Raw genomic sequence first — 18772 nt, forward strand, 5'->3', positions numbered from 1 at the left:
AAAGGAGGCTTACAGAAAATAAATCTAAGGAGTATTGGTCAGTTGTGGCAGTAATTCGTTCAGCTGCTCAACCATGGCATCGCCATCCCAGTCGGCAACGCCTTCGAGCCGGTAACGCAACCGGCCCTGATCATCGAGCAGAAAGGTGGTCGGCAAACCGCGCATCGGCAGCTGACGACTGACGCTGGTATCGATATCGAGCCAGAGTTCAAAATCGATCGGCAGGCGGTTCACAAAGGTAGCGACGTTGGCCGGCGTATCGCCATAGTTCAGCGCCACCATCCGCAACTGATCTTCCGGTATGCGCTGGCGCAGCGCATTCAGCGCCGGCAATTCCTCGCGGCAGGGAATGCACCAGATCGCCCAGACGTTGACCAGCATCGGCACACCCTGGGCTGAAAACGCTTGCTGCGGCCGATCGTGAAACTGCAACGGCGACGCCACCGGCCAGGCCTGGGCCGTCAGCCGCTCAAAATCACGGTTCGCCTGGACAGCAGCGCTTAGCAACAATGCCGCCAGGGCAACCAGCCAACGTCGCTTCATGCCAGCGCCTGCTCAGTGTTCTTGCCCGGTATCAACCAGGCGGCTAACAGGGCCGCGCCCAAGGCGCACAGCGCCATCAGCAACAGACTGCCACCCAGCGCCCAGCGGTAGGCCTCCAGCGTGGCCTGATAACTGGCATCGCTGGGCGCCGGGAATAAACCAAACTGTCCCTCGCCCGCATTTAACCAGCGAAACAACCCAGCTGCGCAAGCGCCGACACCGGCGATGGCAAAGAGTCCGGCCAGGCGACTGGCGGTGTTGTTGATGCCCGAAGCCGCACCGGCACGTTGGTCCGGCACTGAGTTCATCACCGCCGTGGTCAGCGGCGATACCAGCGTCGCCATGCCCAGCGACATCAGACACAGCGGCAATTCAACGCCCAGCCAGAACGATGACCACTGCGGAATCAGCCCAACGATGCCCAGCGTGACCAGAGTCGCGCCAATCACCAGCATCGGACGGGGGCCGAAACGGTCACCCAGTTTGCCGGCACGGCTCGACAGCACCCCGATGATCAAGCCAAAGGGCAGCAAGGCCAGTCCGACCTGGGACGGTGATAAACCGCGCCGTTCAATCAGATCGATGGGAATTAAAAACATCACTCCGGCCAAGGCGCCATAGAGCAACAGCGTCATCAGGTTGGTGCCGGTAAAGGCGCGACTGTGAAACAACGCCGGCGGCGCCAAGGCATTCCTGACCCGGCCTTCGTAGAAGAAGAACGCCACCAAACCGAGCACGCCCGGCACGATCATCAGACTCGCATAGAAGCCACTGCCGGCGACGCCTTCGGTCAGCACCGTCAAACCCAGCGTCAACAGACCACAGGCGGCAACGGCGATCAGCACACCACCCCAATCGAGCCGGCCGTGAGCGTCATGGTCGCGGCTTTCCGGCATATAGTGGCGCGTCAGCCAGAGCACGATGAGCGCCAATGGCAAATTGATCCAGAATGCGGCGCGCCAACTGAACCAGTCCATCAACACACCGCCGAAGGCCGGGCCCAGTGCTGTGGTTAAAGCCGAAGCGCCGGCCCACAGACCGATGGCTTTGCCGCGTTCACCGCTGGGATAGGTCGCCGAAATGATCGCCAGACTTTGCGGCACCAGGAGCGCCGCGCCCACACCCTGAACGGCACGGGCAATGATCAGCCAGGTCGGGGTTGTAGCCAGCGCGCAGCCTAAGGACGCCAGCGCAAACAGGCCGATACCCAGGCTGAAAATACGCCGCCGACCCAGGCGGTCACCGGCGCCACCCCCGACCATCAAGAGCGCGCCCAGAAAGAGGGTGTAAGCGTTGAGAATCCACAGCAGTTGCGCCAGGGAGGCATTCAGATCGGTGCGGATAATGGGCAGCGCCAATGTCACCACGGAGCCGTCGATAAACGCCATGGCAGATGCAAGGATCGTCGCCGTCAATATCCAGGGCCGTTGCGAGGAAACGGTATAGACGGCGGTTGAATCGGAGGACATCGCAACGCTTCCGTAGCCGGGGGGAAGCTTCGATTCGAGCACGCTCCCCGCCGGGCGTCAACGGTTACGATCAGCGTTCAGTTTCTTGCGGTAGACGATAATGCGACCGACTTCCTCAAAACCCGCCGCCGCGTGGGCGGCCGGCGACAACGGATAATCCGGATTGGTGTCGGAAAACACCGTGCGGATATGGCGATGCAAAAACCAGCCCGACAGCGCGCTCATCAAGGCTTTGCCGACGCCGGTGCCTCTGGCTTCTGCGGCCACATACCAGCCTTCAACGTGACCATAGAGTTCGTCGTCGCCACGATAAATCTGGCCCTCAATCAGACCGACCGGCCGCTCGTCCTGCCAGGCGATAAAGGCGACCTCGGTGTCGCTGCGTAAGATAGCGGCGCATTCGCGCAGCGCTTTATCGCGCTCAAGATCCGTCCATAACGCCTGGCGCAGCTGCACCCAGGCTTCCAGATCGGCGACGTCGACGGCACGAATTTCCATGCTCAGCCCTCGCTCGTCTGGCGGCTCGACTGACTCACCAGACGCCATAGCGCCAGCGACCCGACCAGACCCAAGAGCGCCAGCACCAGGGCTGCACCAAAGGCCAGATGCACGCCTTCAGCAACCGCCGCTGCTGGTGCCGCTGCGGCGCCGGCGCGCGACATCGGCCAGCTCATCACCGTGACCAGCAAGGCGGTACCGACCGAGGCGCCGACCATACGCAGGGTGTTATTCATGGCGGTCGCGTGGGCAATCAACTCGTGCGGCAAGGCGTTAATGCCCGCGGTCACCAGTGGTAAGAACAGCAAGGCGATGGCGAACATCAGCAGCGCCACATAGACGGCAATCGCCCAGGGTGACGTGGTGGTATCCATCTGCATCAGCAGGAAGAGCGCCAGCGCAATCAGCGCATAGCTCAGCGGTGCCATATGCCCGATACCAAACCGATCAAACAGCCGACCCGCGACCGGGGACATCACACCGTTGATAATGGCACCCGGCAGCAATACCAGTCCGGACACCAGCGCACCCAGTTCCAGGGCGTTCTGGACAAAGATCGGAATCAGCGTCATCACCCCGATCATCAACAGGAAAATCAGCGTACACAGCGCCGTGGTCAGCGAAAAAACGGGGCTGCGGAATACCGCCATATCGAGCAATGGCAGCGGCAACCGGTACTGGCGATGAACAAACCAGGCCAGGCTCAGCGCGCCGACAATGAGCGCAACCAACACCTCCGGGCTGGTCCAGCCGTGACTGCCCGCCACGCTGAAACCGTAGAGCAATCCGCCCCAACCGAAGGTCGACAGCACCACCGACAGCGCATCGATGGGTCGATCACGACGCGGCGTCACATTCCTCATAAAGATGGCGGTCGCCACCCACACCAGCGCGCTGATCGGCAGCATCAGTACAAAGAGGGCGCGCCATGACAGATGCTCAACAATCCAGCCGGACAGCGTCGGCCCGATGGCCGGTGCAAAGGCAATCGCCAGACCCACCAAGCCCATGGCTGCGCCACGACGATGAGGCGGGAACAGCGACATCACCAGCGTCTGAATCATCGGGATAATCAAACCAGCGGCTGCGCCCTGAATGATGCGCGCCACCAGCAGCATGGCAAAGGAGGTCGAGAGCGCGCCGATCAGCGTACCGCCGACAAAAATAGCCAGGGCGGTCAGATACAAAGCGCGGTTGGAATAGCGGTCGATCAACACCGCCGAGACCGGAATAAAAATACCGTTGGCCAGCATAAAAGCCGTAGTAACCCACTGCACCAGACTGGGCGCGGCGCCGAAATCGGCACTGATGGCGGGAATGGCGACCAGCATTAGAGTCTGGTTCAAAATGGTGACAAAGGCCCCGGCAATCAGCAGGGCAACGATCAAGGTTCGGTTAACCTCGGTGGTTGGCGCGGACGCCGATGATTCGGTGGACATGCAACAAACCTCTACTCAACCGCCACGGCGGCAAACGGATGACCAGACTAACGACTGACTCGATAAACACCAGTGCCGGGAGTCAGAAAATGCCGACAACGCAGCGTTACTCAGGCTATGCTGCTCCGCCTTTGTATCAACCAAGACTCTTAAAAATATGGCACTCGAACGCATCTCTCTCGCAAACAACACTCTATCACTGAGCCGGCTGGTTTATGGCGCCTGGCGTCTGGCCGACGACACCGATAGCAGTACCGCCCAGGTACGCCGCAAAATCGATGCAGCACTGGGCGAAGGCATCAGCAGTTTCGACCACGCCGACATCTACGGCAATTACCAGTGCGAAGCGCTCTTTGGTCAGGCCCTGGCCGCCGACCCGGCGCTGCGCCAGCGCATCGAACTGATCAGCAAATGCGACATCGCTCTGGTCAGCGAACGCTTCCCGGAACGTCGGGTGAAGTATTACGACACCAGCGCTGCCTATATCCGCACCAGCGTCGAAACCAGCCTGCGCCATCTGCACACTGATCATCTCGATCTGCTGTTGCTGCACCGGCCGGATCCGCTGATGGACGCCGCTGAGACCGGCGCGGCGCTGGATGCTTTGATCGATGCGGGACTGGTGCGCGCTGTCGGCGTCTCCAACTTCACGCCCGCGCAATGGCGACTGCTGCAATCGACCATGAAGCACCGACTAGTCGCCAACCAGATTGAACTGAGTGTGCTCGAACGCAGCGCTTTCAGCGACGGCACCCTCGATAACCTCCAGCTCGATGACATCCAGCCCATGGCCTGGTCACCGCTGGCCGGTGGCCGACTGTTTGGCGATAACGAAGCCGCCCAACGCGTTCGGCCCTTACTGGAAGCAGCCGCCGCCGACCATAACCGCCGCACCGACCTGGCGGCGATCGCCTGGTTATTGCGTCACCCCGCCGGCATTTTGCCGGTGGTCGGTACCAATTCGATTGAGCGCATTCAGGGGCTGGCAGGCGCAACGGAAATCGAGATTGACCGGCAAAGCTGGTTTGAAATCTGGACAGCTGCGGCGGGTGAAGAAGTGCCCTAGCGGCGGGCACTCAGAGCGCGGCCGTCGTTATCCCAGTCGAGCCAGCCTGGAAACTCTAGCGCTGCATGAGCATCCAGAGCCCCCAGATGGTCGCGCCAACCCTGCTGCAGTTGCGCCAGATGCTGATCAAACCCAGCCGCATCACGATACCGATAACCGTGACCCTGAACACCGGCCGCCACAAAAGGCGGCAGCACGCTGTAACCGAGATAGTGCAGCGAGTAATGCAGCGGCCACAGCAAAGCCTCGATATCACCGCCTCGGCCGCCCGGCCCCAGGGCCGCAGCGGGCGCGCCTGTGGTGACCGAAATCAAGGCGCGCCGGCCTTTGAAGTAGCCATTGTCGTAACGCATCCGGCTGGTATAGACACCGCCGCTGATCAGCACCCGGTCGAGCCAGCCTTTGAGCATGGCCGGCGGCCCATGCCACCAGAGCGGGAACTGCAGAATCAGCAGGTCGGCGGCTTCCAGGCGGTCTATTTGCGTCTGAACGTCATTGGGCAGCGCAGCGTTCTGCCAGGCATGGCGTTGTTCGCCCAAGGGAGAGAAGCGCTCGGCATCGAGACGCTGCGAATAGTGTGCGGCGCGCTCAACCGGGTCGAAGTGTTCGGCATACAACTCCGCCACCTCGACGCTGTGGCCGGCCTGCTGCAAGGTCTGGCGCGCCGTTGCGGTGAGCTGGGCGTTAAAGGAGGTCGGTTCCGGGTGGCTGTGCACAATCAGCGCGGGCATGGTTCGGTTCCTGTTATGGCTGGAAGGAAGGCCATGCTAGCCTGACGAAAAACGCACAGGTATTCCCAAAAAATGCCAACGACCTTTGCAAAAACGAACAGCCTGTTGGCCTGGGATGATTTCCGCACGGTGCAGGCCATCGCTCAAAGCGGTTCCCTCGCCGGCGCAGCGCGTCATCTCACCGTCAGCCACGCCACCGTATTCCGGCGTTTGAACAGCATCGAACAGCGCCTAGGTGTGACGCTGTTTGAACGCGCCGCCAGCGGCTACCGCCCCACCGTCGCGGGCGAGGCCATGGCCCAGGTCGCGGCCGGCATGGCAGCCGAGGTCCTGGCATTGGAACACCGTCTGGCCGGACCTGAGCTTGGCCTTGCGGGCACCATTCGCCTGACCACCACCGACAGCCTGCTGAGCGCCGTGCTCACACCCATGCTGGCCGATTTTCGCGAGCAGCATCCGGGTATTGAGCTGGAAGTCGTCGCACCCAGTCAGCCGTTTAACTTAAGCCGACGCGAGGCTGACCTGGCGCTGCGACCATCCAACCAGCCGCCCGAACATCTGGTTGGTCGGCGCGTCGGTTTTATCCGCCAGGCAGTGTATGGGCGGCGCGACCTTGGTGCTCAGCATCAGCAATGGCAGGAACTGGACTGGATTGGCCCGGACGACAGCATGCACTACCGATCACTGGAGCACTGGCTGCAGCACAACGGCCTGGTGGCGCGTTATCGCACCGACACCACCAACGCCATGTTGGCAGCGGTAAGGTCTGGTCTGGGAGCGGCCGTATTGCCCTGCTATCTGGCCGACACTTACCAGGGTGAACAGCATGCTGATCTGATGCGGCTAGGCGAACCGCTGGACGCTTTGGGCACCGATCTGTGGCTGCTCACCCACCCGGACCTGCGCCACAGCGCCCGGATAACAGCCTTGATGGAGACACTGGCCGAGCGCTTACGCAGCCACCCTGAATTGGGATTGGGCTAAAGGCGTAGGGCTGAGACTTAGTTGTGCGGCTGAATTTCGTCAGAGGTGACGGTAGCCAGGTGGGAGGAAACATCTTCTTCGGTAATGGCGATGGCCTTTTCCAACGCCGCTTCGACCAGAAAATCGGTTACCGACAATTGCCAGGCTTCAGCAGCACGCTCAATCAGGCGGTATTCGTCATCGTTGAGGTGGAGCTCAAAATCGTGCGCCTGGCGAACGGCGGTCTGGGCAGTTGAAGTCATCTTGTCTTCCTGTTGCCACGGAGAGGAGCACCAGAGTGTAGTCCAACAGCGCTGTTGGCAAGAGCCGATTTACATCCCTGTTAATCGGCCTTTAATGCGTCAGTCCCGCTCTTCCAATCGCCCGTCGGCGTGCTTGGCGAAACGCCCGCGCGGACGGTCGTGCACCTGGTCCACGCGCGGCCAGGGCCAGCCGCCGAATTCGTCGCGCCGGAAGTCGGCAAAGGCTTCGTGAATTTCCGCTTCGGTGTTCATCACAAAGGGGCCGTACTGGGCGATCGGTTCGGCGATCGGCTTGCCTTGCAGCATTAAAAAGTCGGCTCCGGCGTCACCGGCGACCAGCTCTACCGAGGCATTGGAAATCAACTGCACGCCCTGGCGCACGCTGAGCTCGGTCTCTTCCACCACGGCGCTGTCGCCGCGATAAAAATACAGCATGCGGTTCAAGTCAGCCGAGGCCGCTGGCAGTGTCCAGCGTGCGCCGGGTTCCAGATGAATGGTCCAGATGGCGACTTCGTTGTCGGCATCGGCGGCCCAGGAATCCGGCGGCGGTGGCGGCGCATCGTGGCCGTGCAGATGACCGGCAACCACCCGTACCTTGGTTTTGCGCCCGGCGCTGTCGGTCTCTTCAACGATGGGCGTTTCATCGCCCCAGATCATGCCGAAATGCGGCTCGACCTTTTTACTCTTGGCGGGCAGGTTCAACCAGATCTGGAACAGCTCCATGTGGTTTTCTTCCTGCTCGCTGAGCAGCGGAAACATTTCCGAGTGCTGCACACCGCGACCGGCGGTCATCCACTGGGTGTCACCCTGGCCATAACGGCCGGCGGCGCCCAACGAATCGGCGTGGTCGACAAAGCCTTTGGTCACTACCGTGACGGTTTCAAAACCCCGGTGCGGATGCGCCGGGAAACCGGGGATGGTGTCACCGTGGTACATCCGCCACGGCCGGTTCCAGTCGAAATCCTGGCCAATCTGACGGCCGGCCAGCGACGCCTGCGGCCCCATGCCGGCATTGCCTTTGGGAAAATCGTCGAGGTGGTGCACACAAAATAAAAACGGATCGGCGGTCTGCCAGGGAAACCCCAGCTGGATAACCTGCTGAACAGCTTGGCTCATTATCGGACTCCATGGCGCTGTAAGTGAGCGTATTGTGGCCCTAAGGTGGGGGCTTGGCACGGCATTTCACCCAGACCGGCCGGGAAACGCAACGTTCACCCGCGGGCAACAACCACCGCAACGTTGACCTGTATCAAACTCCCTGTGACCAATGTCAGCGATGATTAAAGCGTGGTCGGACCGGTTGAATCTTACGGTCGGCGCTCCGATCTAATTCGTACCCATCCAGAGGAGGGGACATCATGAGCAAACTGATACTGGTACCGGTGGACGGTTCCGAACACTCACAAAAAGCCATCGAATTTGCCGCCGACTGGGCCAAAACCCACGACGGCAAACTGCACCTGTTACACGTACCCGAACCCATGACCGGCGATGAAGTGCTGGTAATGGGTGGCGCCAGCCTAACCTTGCACGCCACTCGTGAAGAACTCGAAGAGGCCGGCAACGCCATTCTGGCTGCGGCGGTAGACGTCGCCAAAGCAACCGGCCAGAGCCAGGTGGAAACCTCACTGGTGATCGGCGATCCGGCGCACAAAATTGTCGCCAAAGCCGACGAACTGAACGCCGATATGATCGTGCTCGGCACTCGTGGTTTAGGCGAATGGAAAAGCCTGATGCTGGGTAGCGTGTCTCACAAAGTGATGCAACTGGCACACTGCACCTGCGTCACCGTGCGCTGAGCGCAGCGCCCTCTGTAAACGCCCGCTTTGGCGGGCGTCTATCATGGTCAAGGCCGAGCCGCCTTTGTATGCTTTGACCATGAGCAACGATAACCTCCCCAGCAAATCCAGCCGACAAGACATCGACCAGTTCCTGAGCACCGCCGCCAAGACACCGGTAGCCGCTCGCCAACCGGGTCGCTTAATGTTCGCTCTGGATGCCACCGCCAGCCGGCAACCGAGCTGGGATACCGCCTGCCAACTGCACAGCGAACTGTTTCTGGCGACGCGCGATCTCGGCGGTCTGGCCATTCAGCTGTGTTATTACCGCGGCTTTAACGAATTCCACGCCCTGCCCTGGGTCAGCAACGCTGAAGGTCTACTGCGCGCCATGAACGGTGTGCGCTGCCTGGGTGGCCATACCCAAATTCGCAAAGTGCTTAAACAGGCAATCCGCGAAACGCGCCTGCAAGCCGTCAAAGCGGTGATTCTGGTGGTTGACTGCTGCGAAGAATCGGCCGATGAACTGTGCCAACTGGCCGGCGAACTGGGCCTGCTCAATACTCCGATCTTTGTGTTCCAGGAAGGCAATGAGCCCAGCGCCAGCCATGTTTTTGCGCAACTTGCCCAGCTCTCGGGTGGCGCTCACAGTGCTTTTGACCACCGCAGTCCGGCGGTGCTGAAAGCGCTGCTCGGCGCTGTTGCCGTCTATGCCAGTGGTGGTCGTAGCGCGCTGGACGACTTCTCGCGCAGTGCGCCGGCCGAAGTCAAACGCCTGACCCAGCAATTGAAATAAGAGGTCGATCGTGAACCCCATCACCCTGATGTTTTTGCTGGTGCTCGCCCTGGGCGTACTGCTCTACTACCGACGCTTGCCCACCGCCCAGCGCGGCCCCTTCCGTATTAAAGCGCTGGTGGCGCTGGCGTTGTTTGGCATCGCCTTCCTGGCGCTGACACAGCGTCTGTATCTGCTCGGCGCGCTCTTTGCGCTGCTGGTGCCCTTTATGCGCCATCTGCTGCCCTGGCTGTTGCGCTCGCTGCCGTTTCTGGCGGGCTGGTATCGCCGCCGTCAGCAGCGGCAAGGAAAACGGCCGGGGACGGGCGGCGGACAACGTTCGCGCGTGGCCGGCGAGGTGGTGGAAATGGAACTCGATCACGACAGCGGCGCCATGACCGGCAAAGTACTGACCGGCCCGCTGGCCGGCCGTGAGCTGGCCGACCTGCAACAGCAGGAATTTCTCGACCTGCTGAGCTATTGCCGCCAGACCGATACCGATTCAGCACGGCTGCTGGAAAGCTATCTGGACAAACGCTTTGGCGAAGCCTGGCGCGCCGACGACACCCAAAGTCAGAGCGAAGCCGAGCAACCGAGCGCCAATCGTAACGGCGCGCTAAGCGACGCCGAAGCTTACGAAATTCTCGGCCTGGACAGTGGCGCCGATCGCGACGCCATCATCCAGGCGCATCGCCGACTGATGCAGAAACTGCATCCGGATCACGGCGGCAGCGCTTATCTGGCCGCGCGTATCAATGCGGCGCGGGCGCACCTGTTAGAGCGGGACTGACATTTCCTCCCTAGCCAAATGCGCCTTGGCTTACCCCACAAAAGTTCTTATAATGCTACTCTTCTTGTTTTTTTAGCTTTTTGGTTTCTTTAAAAGATACCAAATTAGCTTCTGACACAATTTAATCTCTTCTTCATGACAGAAGGCCACCTCACTGCAGCTGGCCATGTTGCAGTTCTTGAGTCTGAATGTATGGCCGTCTTTCAACTGAGCATTATCGTCCCTTGTTACAATACCGCAGACTATTTGGAAGATTGCCTGTTATCGATTACCAGGCACATCCCAACCAGATGGCGAGACACCATTGAACTGATTGTGATCAACGATGGCTCAACGGATCACACCGCTGAACTGCTGTCCGACCTTTTGCCCAAAACAAATCTCAGCTACCAACTGATCGAACAAACCAACCAAGGACTGTCTGCCGCCAGAAACGCGGGGATGGCCATCGCCTGCGGTCGCTATATCGGTTTTCTCGACAGTGACGATATTTGGTTGGATGACATGCAGCCGCTCATTGCCAAAATCGACACCTTCAATGCAGACATCATTGAATTTAATTCTAAGCGTTTTACCGATACGGAAATCGACGAGTACGATGTTTTCAAACTGCCTGATACTGAGCAAAAACTCAGCCACATTAAAAAAGCCGCATTTATTCAATCAGACTGGATGGTTTGGGGACGCTTCTATCGACGGGAAATCCTGTCCGGCATTCAGTTTGTTGAAGGTATTACTTACGAAGATGTGCTGTTTACCTCTCAATGTTACATCCGCGCTCAGTCCATTTTCACTTATAATCAAGCCTGTGTCGGTTACCGTTTTCGACCGACCTCTATTACCAACACCAACACCGAAAAAGACCTGATCAGCCTGAATCATGTGGTTGCAGTTTGTCACCAACAATACCAATTGGAACCCAACGATCTTAACTATTTTTTGTTATGCAATGCTTTGATTATATACATGCATATCTACATCAATATGTATAAAACCATAGTGGGGATTGGCCATAAAAAATTGCGCCAAACACTTGCCAGAAACAAAGCAATAAAAAATTTCAGGCTGAGCATACGCCTGATGATTTCCAGCCTGCCACTCTACCTGATTGCCAGAACAGTTAAGTGGTCAATGATCGCGGTCTTAAAGGCCCGAAGATCATGAAGGTGTCAGTCATTTTACCGACTTACAATCGGGTCCATCAATTTCAACGAGCTTTAAATAGCTTACTCACCCAGACTTACCCTGACCTCGAAATTGTAGTCGTCGATGACAATGGCCTTGGCACTAAAACACAGCGCACTATTGCTGAGTACTGTAAAAACCTACCCAACGTCCGCTACCTGCCCGTCACTGAAAATCTTGGCGGGAGTCTTGCCCGAGATTACGGCATTAAACATTGCACAGGCAGTTACATCACCTTTCTGGACGACGACGATGAATATCGACCCAATAAAGTAGCTCAGCAACTCGCCTACATGGTTGATAACAAATTGGACATCTGCGTTTGCGATATGGATATCGTTACCGAAGCTGGCGCAGAGCAGCATTATCAGGATTGGCACTCACAGGCAGTCGCTTCATCGTTGCAAGAATTCTTGTTTTCTGGCGTTGCGTTCACGCCGATGATCATGTTGAAAAAATCGATCTATCTCGCGTCCGAAGGCTTTATTAAAACACCAGTATTTCAAGACCACGTCATGATGCTGAATGTTCTTAACGTATCGCAAAATATAGCGGTACTGCGCGAAAGACTTTTTACTCACTACCAGATTAAAGGAACACGAACATCGGGAACCTCCGATATACTGGAAGGCTATCTGATTCGATATGCGCTAGAGCGAAAGCTGTGCATTGCCCATGGGTTTAATATTTCTCAGTTACGAGAAAATCAGCTGCTCACCTTATTAGATAATTTTGAAAACAGGCTGAGTTTTTACCGTTATAGCCTGTTGTGCATGGAGTTAATTTGGCTTAAGAAAAACAGACAAACGATCCGATTCGTCGCTAAAACACTCACTCATTACCTGCTCATTCGCGGAAGCTCGTTGCGGTCTTCAATACGACAACGTTAATACGTTATTCCTGTACTTTTTTAGTAGGCTTGATAGCCCGACGGCAATCAGTCAGAAGCAACAAGGGTGCCGTCGAACCGGCGCCCTTGTTGAGCCGACAGCTTATGACCTTAGCGCCGGAGCAGGAACGGAAGCAGATGTCGGTCTCCAGCACAACCAGTACGCCCAGAACAGCAACAACAGTTGCAAGGGCGTACGCACCCACAAATAACTCAACCCCCAGCGATAACCGGCGTAGTCGATCTGCTGCCAAGCGGCGTAAATATTGGCCGGATAAAACAGCACCAACACCGCCATCGCCGCCAACAGCGCCAAGCGCCGAGTCGCCGGAACCACCAGGCCGACAGCGATCAACACTTCCAGCCCACCGGTAACATAAACCAGCGCCAGGCGCTGCGGCACCCAGGGCGGCAGCATGGCGACCATGCCATCGGTCTGGACCAGATGACCGACAAAGAAAAACACAAAAGCGAACGCCAGCCCGAGCGTTGCCCAGAGCGTTAAATCGAAACGCTGGTCGGTCAAACGACCAAACAGCCAGGCGAGCGCCAGAGGCGACATCAGAATCAAACATACGATGATGGGGGTAGTCATAACCGTCTCCTGTTAGGTAAAAGGACCGCCATGTAGGCAGTGACCACATGACTTGGCAATAATGTAGGCAGTGACTACACTAGCGTCAAGTACTTCATCACAGGACGGCGCAAATGACCGATTCCAATAGCTATCACCACGGCGCCTTAAAAGAGACCTTACTCAACAGCGCGCTCGACAGACTGGCGGCAGGACAGGCGGTAACAGAGATCAGCATCCGCGCGCTGGCGGCGGAAGCCGGGGTATCGAAGGGGGCACCGAGGCGCCATTTCGCCAGCGCCGACGAACTGATCGCCGCCCTCGCCGAGCGAGGGTTTGAGCAATTAAAGGCGCAAATGGATGCGGTGGAGGACGCGGATCTAACCGCCTTGGGGCTAATTTACGTGCGCTTCGCGCTGGACCATCCGCAGCTGTATCGCAGCATGTTCCATTTTCCACGCGAGCAGGCAGCGCAATTCAGCGGCCTGGTCGAGGCCAGTGCCGATACCTATCAGCGGCTGCATCGGGTCATTGAGCAGCGGCCACAACGGCAATCGCAGCTCACCGATGATCAAGCCAGCCTGACCGCCTGGGCCCTGGTGCATGGTCTGGCCGATCTGATGATTCAACAGCAAACTCAGCAGTCGATGGACGATACCCAGATTCGGGCCTCCTTGAGCGCTCTGATCAGCGGCTTATAACAGCGCATTCAACCGGCTTGCGGCACCAGTTCGATATCGATGGCATCGGCCGGCGCGCCGGTCAGTTGTTCGACCTCCTGCCAATGCTGATTGGCGACCGCCAGAATCCGCTCGAAGGCGCCGGCCTGATTCAAGTCGGCCGCGGTATAGCCGGTATCGCGCTGCAACCAGCGCTCTCCCAGTCGGGCCAGACGTTCCGGCTGCGCCAGCTCACCCGGCTCAATCCGGATGCTGACCCGGACCTGCCGCTGCGGAGCCAGCAGTTCCGACGTACCGACGGCGGTTACTTCCAGACGCGGCAGGCGTTGCGACTGCAGCTGCGCACTGCGCTGTGCCAGATGCGCCGCGTCGCGCAGCAGCTCCAGATCAATCGCCAACAGCTCTGACCAAAACGCCAACTGGTGTTCATCGGAGCTGCCGTTGAGCAGGAAGTCGTCGACCTCGGCCGCACTCAGGCCGTGATCGGGCTGAAACAACAGCCGGGTACGTACCCGGTTGTGCAAATTACCCAGATTGGCGCAGCCCAAAACCTGGGCCAGAAAATGAGCGAATAGTGTTGTCATCAGGCACCTCAATTAAGCGGTGCTGATTCAATGGGAGGGGTGCAGGGAAGGCCAAACAAACCGGCGCTTTAGCTGCATTTATATACCGCTCGCAAGTGACCATTAAATCAGCGGGTTCATTACTGCCGCGAACTATATCAATATATTTTGATATAGCGCAAGCCGCCTGTCCGGATCGCAGCGCCTGCCATCAAAATGTCATCTCTCTGCCACAAACTGTGTCGCCCAGCCTGACTGAGGAAAGTCCAACCATGGCGCTGACCGTTCGCCTGCGGTTGCTGTTGTTTTCCGCGTTAAGCATTTTGGCGCTGACCGGTTTGACCGGCCTGGCCACCACCACCATGAGCCAGGCCGAGCGTGATACCGACCGGCTGGTGCACCAGCAATTGGCCGATGTCTGGCTGTTATCGGATCTCGCCCAGAGTCACCGTGCCTTGCAGGATCTGGCGTATCGCATCAAAGCCCAGTTAATTTTCTGGGACGAAGTCGACAGCCGCTTCGCCACCATCCAAAACGATCTCGCCGCCCAGTGGCAAAGCGCTGCCAACAATCCGCGCTTAAACGACTGGGTTGCTGAACACGCTGACCAACGCGCCGCCGTCGATGCCCTGCTCGCTGCTATGGCCAGCGGCATCGAGGCGCGCAGCTATTACGATGTCGGCCGCGTCGTCGACCTGGAGTTGTATCGCGCCATTGATCCGATGATCGCCGCTGTCGATGAAAACCGTCGGGCGGCACGAACCAATACCGAAGCCGGCGTACAGTCGCTGTTTCAGTTTCTCGCTCAGCAACGCAGCCTCGCCTGGATCGGCGGCGCCCTGGCGCTGGTGTTGATTCTGGCGCTCACCGAATGGCTGCGCCGCTCAGTCACCGTCCGGCTGGCGCGCATCGCCAGCGAATTGGACGCCATGGATGCCGACGCCGACCTGACGCCTGTGCTGCCCGATGACGGCCGCGATGAAGTCACCCGGGTGGCGGTCGCCATCAACGGTTTGGTGGCGCGATTGAACACCTTCGTCGGCGATGTCCGCCTTGCCGCCAGCGCCCTGCAGGACAGCGCCAGCGGGCTCGATGCGCAATCGGAATCGGTGCGTACTGCCACCGGCCAAACGCACCAGCAAATTCACGATGTCAGCAAAGCCATGGCGACCATCGCCGACCGCGCCGCCGATATCGAAACCTCGGCGCTGGCCTCGCGTCAGACCATCGAAACCGCAGTGAACAGCAACGCCGAGCTGCAAAACCAATTGGTCGTCAACGAAGCTGCCGCCCATCAGGCCGCCGAGGTGATGGATCAGGTAGCAAACGGCATCACCGCACTGCGCGACGCCAGCGGGCGTATCGATCAGGTGATCGATGTGATTGTCGATATCGCCGATCAGACCAACCTTTTGGCACTGAACGCCGCCATCGAAGCGGCGCGTGCTGGCGAGCAGGGGCGTGGCTTTGCGGTGGTTGCCGATGAAGTGCGCCAGCTGTCGAAACGCACCACCGAATCGACCGCTCAGATTCGCGACTGGGTCGGCGATCTGGGCCAGCAGGTCGGCAATCTGGAAAGTTTGCTCGATGCCACCACCGACGCCGGCGAAAACAATCGCCAGACCATGGCGACGCTGAAATCGCACCTCAGTGAATTGAACAGCCGCTTTACCGATCTGGAACATCGCAGCACCGATATCGACACCGCCCTGATCGCCCAGCGCGACGAAATCGGCCGGGTGGCAAGGCGCTCACAACGGCTCACCGACAGCGCTGAAGGTCTCAGTGAAACCGTGGCGGCGACCACCACCATCAGCCAGACATTGCGCGGCCAGTCCGAAGAACTGGACCGGCTCAGCGGGCGTTTTCGCTGTCATCTGGATGAGGCCTGAGGCAGGCACGAATAACGCTTGTCAAAAACCCAAAGCTGCATAAAATCTGCGCACCCTGGCCTGCGCACCCTTTATGCAGCTGATTTCATTCGACCCTTTCCGCACCCTCGGCTTTCCCGACACGAAAGTCCTTAAGCCGGAACATTTCTTTCGCCACAAGGACGAATTACGCCAGGCGGATTGGGTGTTGTTCCCCGCTTACTGGCAACTGAACGCCCTGCTCTATGGGCTCGACTGTCGCGTCTTTCCCAGTGAAGCCAGTTACCGCATCGGCCATGACAAGGTGGAGATGACGCGCGCTTTCGAGATGGTCGCGCCGGCCTATATTCCACTGACGCTGATCGAACCCAATGGCCCACTGCAACAGGAATTATTGTGGGACACCATGACGCTGCCTTTCGTCGCCAAGCACCCCAAGGCGAGCATGGGCGAAGGCGTTTTTCTGATTCGCGACCACGCCGACTGGCAGCGTTACTGCGCCAGCGCTGAACTGTTGTACGTTCAGGAATATCTGCCCATCGACCGCGACATCCGCATCGTTATCGTCGGTGATCAGGTGGTTTCGGCTTACTGGCGGCGCCAGGCTGACCAGGGTTTTTACAACAATGTGGCGCGCGGTGGCTGGGTCAGCCATGAAGCGGTACCTGCTGCCGCCATCGAGCTGGCGTTGCAGGTCGCCCACGATCTGGGCGTCAATCACGCTGGCTTCGATATCGCCTGGGTGGGCGGTCATCCTTACCTGCTGGAGTTCAACCGCTTGTTTGGCAATCAGGGACTGGCCGGCAGCGATGCGCTGAAAGACGCCATTCTCAGTTATCTGTACAGCCAGCAACCGCGCGATCCCAGCGGTCCCACTCCGGCCCCAACGCCGCTGCGACCCTTGCCCAGAGCGGTATAAAGCAAAGCCGCAACGCTTGGCTATACTGCCGGAAACATCGTCTTCAGGGCCAAATCATGCGGCGGTTTGTGCTATTTCCGATGCTGATTTTACTCAGCGCCGGCCCCAGCCTGGCAGCCGACCCTGGGCCGGTGCGCGTTGCCACCCGCCTCGGTTCTACACCGGTGCTCGAATTACCCTTGAGCGTTATCGAACTGGCGCTGGCCAATGCGCCCCAGCCGCGCGAGTTGGAGATTGTTGCCATGGGCGGTGCGACCCAGCTGCGCCTGCTGACAATGCTGGAAAACGGCACCGATGAATTCGATCTCTACTTCGCGGGCTTTAGCAGCGAACGCGCCGAAACCATGATTCAACTGCCCTACCCGCTGACTCAAGGCCTGCTTGGGCTGAGGGTGTTGGTGGTCACTGATGACCAACCGGCACCGAGCTCCGAAGCCGCCTTAAAACAACAATGGCAATTCGGCTCGGGCTTGAACTGGTTCGATACCGACATCTTGGAACACGGCGGCTTTAACATTGTTGAAAGTGACTACGCCAACCTCTGGCCGATGCTCGAACGCGGTCGCTTCGACGCCTTTCCACGCGGCGTTGCCGAAGCCTTTCTCGAATTGGATTTACAGGCGCAACAGGGACGTCAGTTTTATGTCAGCCCTGACTGGCTGATCGCCTATCCCGCCGATTTTTTTATCTATTTAAACAAAGCCGATGCCGAGCTGGCCGCCCAGTTGCAGGCCGGTTATTTGAACGCTCAGGCCAATGGCAGTCTGGATAGGCTCTATCAAAATCACCCGGCCATTCGCGAAGCGCGCGACTGGCTGAACAACACCGACTATCAGTTGATCTGGCTGGACAATCCTTTTATCGACGGTCAGTTACCCAACATTCCGCGACGTTACTGGATACCGGCACGTCACTTTAATGATCTCGACTGAACAGTCTCGACTGAAGCAATAACCCGGCCTGAGTGTCGGCCATCAATCCGTAAAGAGACCGTCAAGAGCGGTCGGTTCGCTTGTGCTGTCAGTCTGTGGCCATCACCTCTACTGTCATTCTTTGCGTTAAGGATTCCCCGCCGTGCTGAACCTCTTTGTACCGCGTCCAGGCTATTGGCTGACGCCAGTGATCATCTATCTGAACGCTGCCATCTTCGTCTTGATGGTCATCACCACCGGCGATCTGATGGCGTTCGACACCCGCACTCTGGTAACGCTCGGCGCCAATTACGGTCCCTGGACGGTCGATGGTCAATGGTGGCGTTTGCTCAGCAGCACCTTCCTGCACGCCGGCCTGTTGCATCTGGTGTTCAATATGATCGTGCTGGCCAATATCGGTATTTTTCTGGAGCCACTGGTCGGAAAACTGTCGTTCGCGCTGGTCTATGTACTGACCGGTTTACTGGCCAGCTTGACCAGCCTGCTGTTTAACACCGGGGCAGTCAGTGTCGGGGCGTCCGGTGCCATCTTTGGACTCTATGGTTTCTTTCTGGCGCTGCTGACCACGTCCCTGTTCAAGCCGGAATTCCGCAAATTATTTCTGCGCAATACGCTGGGTTTCGTCGTTATCAACGTCGCCATCGGTTTTATGATCGGCCCGATCGACAACGCCGCTCACCTGGGTGGCCTGGCCAGTGGTTTTGTGCTCGGCTACCTCTGGCTGCCGGTGATTCGTAAACGCGCGCTGAGCGGACGAAGCGTCTAAGACGATAGCCGTGAACAGCGCGCCCAATCGCAGTACACTGGGCGCGCTTTTTTGCGTCCCGCTTGCTTGCAGCGCCAT

The 18772-nt window shown here is 58.5% G+C and carries 21 protein-coding genes; 12 read left to right on the forward strand and 9 right to left on the reverse strand.

The genetic code is table 11. The features are described from left to right. Positions 1 to 24 precede the first annotated feature (24 nt). The 4 genes from ACXAE6_RS04595 to ACXAE6_RS04610 are packed head-to-tail and all read right to left on the reverse strand — an operon-like array spanning position 25 to position 3949. On the reverse strand, positions 25 to 543 hold the full coding sequence (locus ACXAE6_RS04595; protein ID WP_475145087.1) for a TlpA family protein disulfide reductase: 519 nt from the start codon (positions 541 to 543) through the stop codon (positions 25 to 27). Beyond that, the gene (locus ACXAE6_RS04600) at positions 540 to 2012 is read right to left on the reverse strand and encodes an MFS transporter (RefSeq protein WP_475145089.1); all 1473 of its coding nucleotides are present in this window, start codon (positions 2010 to 2012) and stop codon (positions 540 to 542) included. The genes ACXAE6_RS04595 and ACXAE6_RS04600 overlap by 4 nt, the downstream gene beginning before the upstream one ends. A gap of 57 nt (positions 2013 to 2069) precedes the next feature. Further along, positions 2070 to 2510 carry an N-acetyltransferase family protein gene (locus ACXAE6_RS04605; protein WP_475145090.1) on the reverse strand — a complete coding sequence of 147 codons (441 nt, stop codon included), beginning with the start codon at positions 2508 to 2510 and terminating at the stop codon, positions 2070 to 2072. A 2-nt stretch (positions 2511 to 2512) separates the two neighbouring features. After that, positions 2513 to 3949: a DHA2 family efflux MFS transporter permease subunit gene (locus tag ACXAE6_RS04610; RefSeq protein WP_475145092.1), complete on the reverse strand. Its 1437-nt coding sequence runs from the start codon at positions 3947 to 3949 to the stop codon at positions 2513 to 2515. Positions 3950 to 4106: 157 nt separating this feature from the next. On the opposite strand from ACXAE6_RS04610, the gene ACXAE6_RS04615 reads away from it, so the two are divergent. After that, a complete protein-coding gene (locus tag ACXAE6_RS04615) occupies positions 4107 to 5015 on the forward strand; it encodes an aldo/keto reductase (RefSeq protein WP_475145094.1) in 909 nt (302 codons plus the stop codon). Here the strand turns inward: ACXAE6_RS04615 and ACXAE6_RS04620 are convergent. Next, a complete protein-coding gene (locus tag ACXAE6_RS04620; RefSeq protein ID WP_475145096.1) occupies positions 5012 to 5746 on the reverse strand; it encodes an NAD(P)H-dependent oxidoreductase in 735 nt (244 codons plus the stop codon). The genes ACXAE6_RS04615 and ACXAE6_RS04620 overlap by 4 nt on opposite strands. Positions 5747 to 5818: 72 nt before the next feature. On the opposite strand from ACXAE6_RS04620, the gene ACXAE6_RS04625 reads away from it, so the two are divergent. Beyond that, positions 5819 to 6730 (forward strand): LysR family transcriptional regulator, encoded by a 912-nt coding sequence (locus ACXAE6_RS04625; protein ID WP_475145098.1) that lies wholly within the window; start codon positions 5819 to 5821, stop codon positions 6728 to 6730. 17 nt (positions 6731 to 6747) lie between these two features. On the opposite strand, the gene ACXAE6_RS04630 is transcribed toward ACXAE6_RS04625, so the two are convergent. Together ACXAE6_RS04630 and ACXAE6_RS04635 are read right to left on the reverse strand one after the other, a co-directional pair. Further along, the gene (locus ACXAE6_RS04630) at positions 6748 to 6972 is read right to left on the reverse strand and encodes a type II toxin -antitoxin system TacA 1-like antitoxin (RefSeq protein ID WP_392798113.1); all 225 of its coding nucleotides are present in this window, start codon (positions 6970 to 6972) and stop codon (positions 6748 to 6750) included. Between the two features lie 99 nt (positions 6973 to 7071). Then, positions 7072 to 8088: a pirin family protein gene (locus ACXAE6_RS04635; RefSeq protein WP_475145100.1), complete on the reverse strand. Its 1017-nt coding sequence runs from the start codon at positions 8086 to 8088 to the stop codon at positions 7072 to 7074. Positions 8089 to 8330: 242 nt separating this feature from the next. Between ACXAE6_RS04635 and ACXAE6_RS04640 the strand changes: the two genes are divergently transcribed. From ACXAE6_RS04640 to ACXAE6_RS04660, 5 genes are all read left to right on the forward strand, one after another. Beyond that, the gene (locus ACXAE6_RS04640) at positions 8331 to 8771 is read left to right on the forward strand and encodes a universal stress protein (protein WP_475145102.1); all 441 of its coding nucleotides are present in this window, start codon (positions 8331 to 8333) and stop codon (positions 8769 to 8771) included. 43 nt (positions 8772 to 8814) lie between these two features. Further along, on the forward strand, positions 8815 to 9546 hold the full coding sequence (locus ACXAE6_RS04645; protein ID WP_475145103.1) for a vWA domain-containing protein: 732 nt from the start codon (positions 8815 to 8817) through the stop codon (positions 9544 to 9546). Positions 9547 to 9556: 10 nt separating this feature from the next. Beyond that, positions 9557 to 10315, forward strand: a complete 759-nt coding sequence (locus ACXAE6_RS04650; RefSeq protein ID WP_475145105.1) for a DnaJ domain-containing protein — start codon at positions 9557 to 9559, stop codon at positions 10313 to 10315. A 135-nt stretch (positions 10316 to 10450) separates the two neighbouring features. Then, complete coding sequence (locus tag ACXAE6_RS04655; RefSeq protein WP_475145107.1) at positions 10451 to 11479, forward strand: glycosyltransferase family 2 protein; 1029 nt, start codon at positions 10451 to 10453, stop codon at positions 11477 to 11479. After that, a complete protein-coding gene (locus tag ACXAE6_RS04660; RefSeq protein ID WP_475145109.1) occupies positions 11440 to 12390 on the forward strand; it encodes a glycosyltransferase family 2 protein in 951 nt (316 codons plus the stop codon). The genes ACXAE6_RS04655 and ACXAE6_RS04660 overlap by 40 nt, the downstream gene beginning before the upstream one ends. A gap of 102 nt (positions 12391 to 12492) precedes the next feature. Here the strand turns inward: ACXAE6_RS04660 and ACXAE6_RS04665 are convergent, their stop codons facing one another. Further along, a complete protein-coding gene (locus tag ACXAE6_RS04665) occupies positions 12493 to 12984 on the reverse strand; it encodes a DoxX family protein (protein ID WP_475145112.1) in 492 nt (163 codons plus the stop codon). 113 nt (positions 12985 to 13097) lie between these two features. Here ACXAE6_RS04665 and ACXAE6_RS04670 point away from each other — a divergent pair, with 113 nt between their 5' ends. Continuing rightward, on the forward strand, positions 13098 to 13664 hold the full coding sequence (locus ACXAE6_RS04670) for a TetR/AcrR family transcriptional regulator (RefSeq protein WP_475145115.1): 567 nt from the start codon (positions 13098 to 13100) through the stop codon (positions 13662 to 13664). An 8-nt stretch (positions 13665 to 13672) separates the two neighbouring features. Here ACXAE6_RS04670 and ACXAE6_RS04675 read toward each other — a convergent pair whose 3' ends face one another. Next, entirely contained in the window at positions 13673 to 14227 is a 555-nt protein-coding gene (locus ACXAE6_RS04675) for a hypothetical protein (protein ID WP_475145119.1), read from the reverse strand. Positions 14228 to 14478: 251 nt separating this feature from the next. Here ACXAE6_RS04675 and ACXAE6_RS04680 point away from each other — a divergent pair, with 251 nt between their 5' ends. From ACXAE6_RS04680 to ACXAE6_RS04695, 4 genes are all read left to right on the forward strand, one after another. Continuing rightward, positions 14479 to 16098 (forward strand): methyl-accepting chemotaxis protein, encoded by a 1620-nt coding sequence (locus ACXAE6_RS04680; protein ID WP_475145122.1) that lies wholly within the window; start codon positions 14479 to 14481, stop codon positions 16096 to 16098. Between the two features lie 73 nt (positions 16099 to 16171). Next, positions 16172 to 16996, forward strand: a complete 825-nt coding sequence (locus ACXAE6_RS04685) for an ATP-grasp domain-containing protein (RefSeq protein WP_475145125.1) — start codon at positions 16172 to 16174, stop codon at positions 16994 to 16996. 80 nt (positions 16997 to 17076) lie between these two features. Further along, positions 17077 to 17928: a hypothetical protein gene (locus tag ACXAE6_RS04690; protein WP_475145126.1), complete on the forward strand. Its 852-nt coding sequence runs from the start codon at positions 17077 to 17079 to the stop codon at positions 17926 to 17928. Between the two features lie 142 nt (positions 17929 to 18070). Next, positions 18071 to 18694 carry a rhomboid family intramembrane serine protease gene (locus tag ACXAE6_RS04695; RefSeq protein ID WP_475145129.1) on the forward strand — a complete coding sequence of 208 codons (624 nt, stop codon included), beginning with the start codon at positions 18071 to 18073 and terminating at the stop codon, positions 18692 to 18694. The last annotated feature ends 78 nt before the right edge of the window (positions 18695 to 18772 follow it).

Source organism: Saccharospirillum sp. ABV4_185 (assembly GCF_056159245.1).

What these genes read in the sequence shown, in the direction of transcription:
- ACXAE6_RS04635 (WP_475145100.1), bottom strand. Translation starts at nt 8,088, where the DNA reads ATGAGCCAAGCTGTTCAGCAGGTTATCCAGCTGGGGTTTCCCTGGCAG.
- ACXAE6_RS04675 (WP_475145119.1), bottom strand. Translation starts at nt 14,227, where the DNA reads ATGACAACACTATTCGCTCATTTTCTGGCCCAGGTTTTGGGCTGCGCC.
- ACXAE6_RS04685 (WP_475145125.1), top strand. Translation starts at nt 16,172, where the DNA reads ATGCAGCTGATTTCATTCGACCCTTTCCGCACCCTCGGCTTTCCCGAC.
- ACXAE6_RS04665 (WP_475145112.1), bottom strand. Translation starts at nt 12,984, where the DNA reads ATGACTACCCCCATCATCGTATGTTTGATTCTGATGTCGCCTCTGGCG.
- ACXAE6_RS04605 (WP_475145090.1), bottom strand. Translation starts at nt 2,510, where the DNA reads ATGGAAATTCGTGCCGTCGACGTCGCCGATCTGGAAGCCTGGGTGCAG.
- ACXAE6_RS04610 (WP_475145092.1), bottom strand. Translation starts at nt 3,949, where the DNA reads ATGTCCACCGAATCATCGGCGTCCGCGCCAACCACCGAGGTTAACCGA.
- ACXAE6_RS04655 (WP_475145107.1), top strand. Translation starts at nt 10,451, where the DNA reads ATGACAGAAGGCCACCTCACTGCAGCTGGCCATGTTGCAGTTCTTGAG.
- ACXAE6_RS04680 (WP_475145122.1), top strand. Translation starts at nt 14,479, where the DNA reads ATGGCGCTGACCGTTCGCCTGCGGTTGCTGTTGTTTTCCGCGTTAAGC.
- ACXAE6_RS04630 (WP_392798113.1), bottom strand. Translation starts at nt 6,972, where the DNA reads ATGACTTCAACTGCCCAGACCGCCGTTCGCCAGGCGCACGATTTTGAG.
- ACXAE6_RS04620 (WP_475145096.1), bottom strand. Translation starts at nt 5,746, where the DNA reads ATGCCCGCGCTGATTGTGCACAGCCACCCGGAACCGACCTCCTTTAAC.
- ACXAE6_RS04645 (WP_475145103.1), top strand. Translation starts at nt 8,815, where the DNA reads ATGGTCAAGGCCGAGCCGCCTTTGTATGCTTTGACCATGAGCAACGAT.
- ACXAE6_RS04615 (WP_475145094.1), top strand. Translation starts at nt 4,107, where the DNA reads ATGGCACTCGAACGCATCTCTCTCGCAAACAACACTCTATCACTGAGC.
- ACXAE6_RS04600 (WP_475145089.1), bottom strand. Translation starts at nt 2,012, where the DNA reads ATGTCCTCCGATTCAACCGCCGTCTATACCGTTTCCTCGCAACGGCCC.
- ACXAE6_RS04625 (WP_475145098.1), top strand. Translation starts at nt 5,819, where the DNA reads ATGCCAACGACCTTTGCAAAAACGAACAGCCTGTTGGCCTGGGATGAT.
- ACXAE6_RS04670 (WP_475145115.1), top strand. Translation starts at nt 13,098, where the DNA reads ATGACCGATTCCAATAGCTATCACCACGGCGCCTTAAAAGAGACCTTA.
- ACXAE6_RS04640 (WP_475145102.1), top strand. Translation starts at nt 8,331, where the DNA reads ATGAGCAAACTGATACTGGTACCGGTGGACGGTTCCGAACACTCACAA.
- ACXAE6_RS04595 (WP_475145087.1), bottom strand. Translation starts at nt 543, where the DNA reads ATGAAGCGACGTTGGCTGGTTGCCCTGGCGGCATTGTTGCTAAGCGCT.
- ACXAE6_RS04690 (WP_475145126.1), top strand. Translation starts at nt 17,077, where the DNA reads ATGCTGATTTTACTCAGCGCCGGCCCCAGCCTGGCAGCCGACCCTGGG.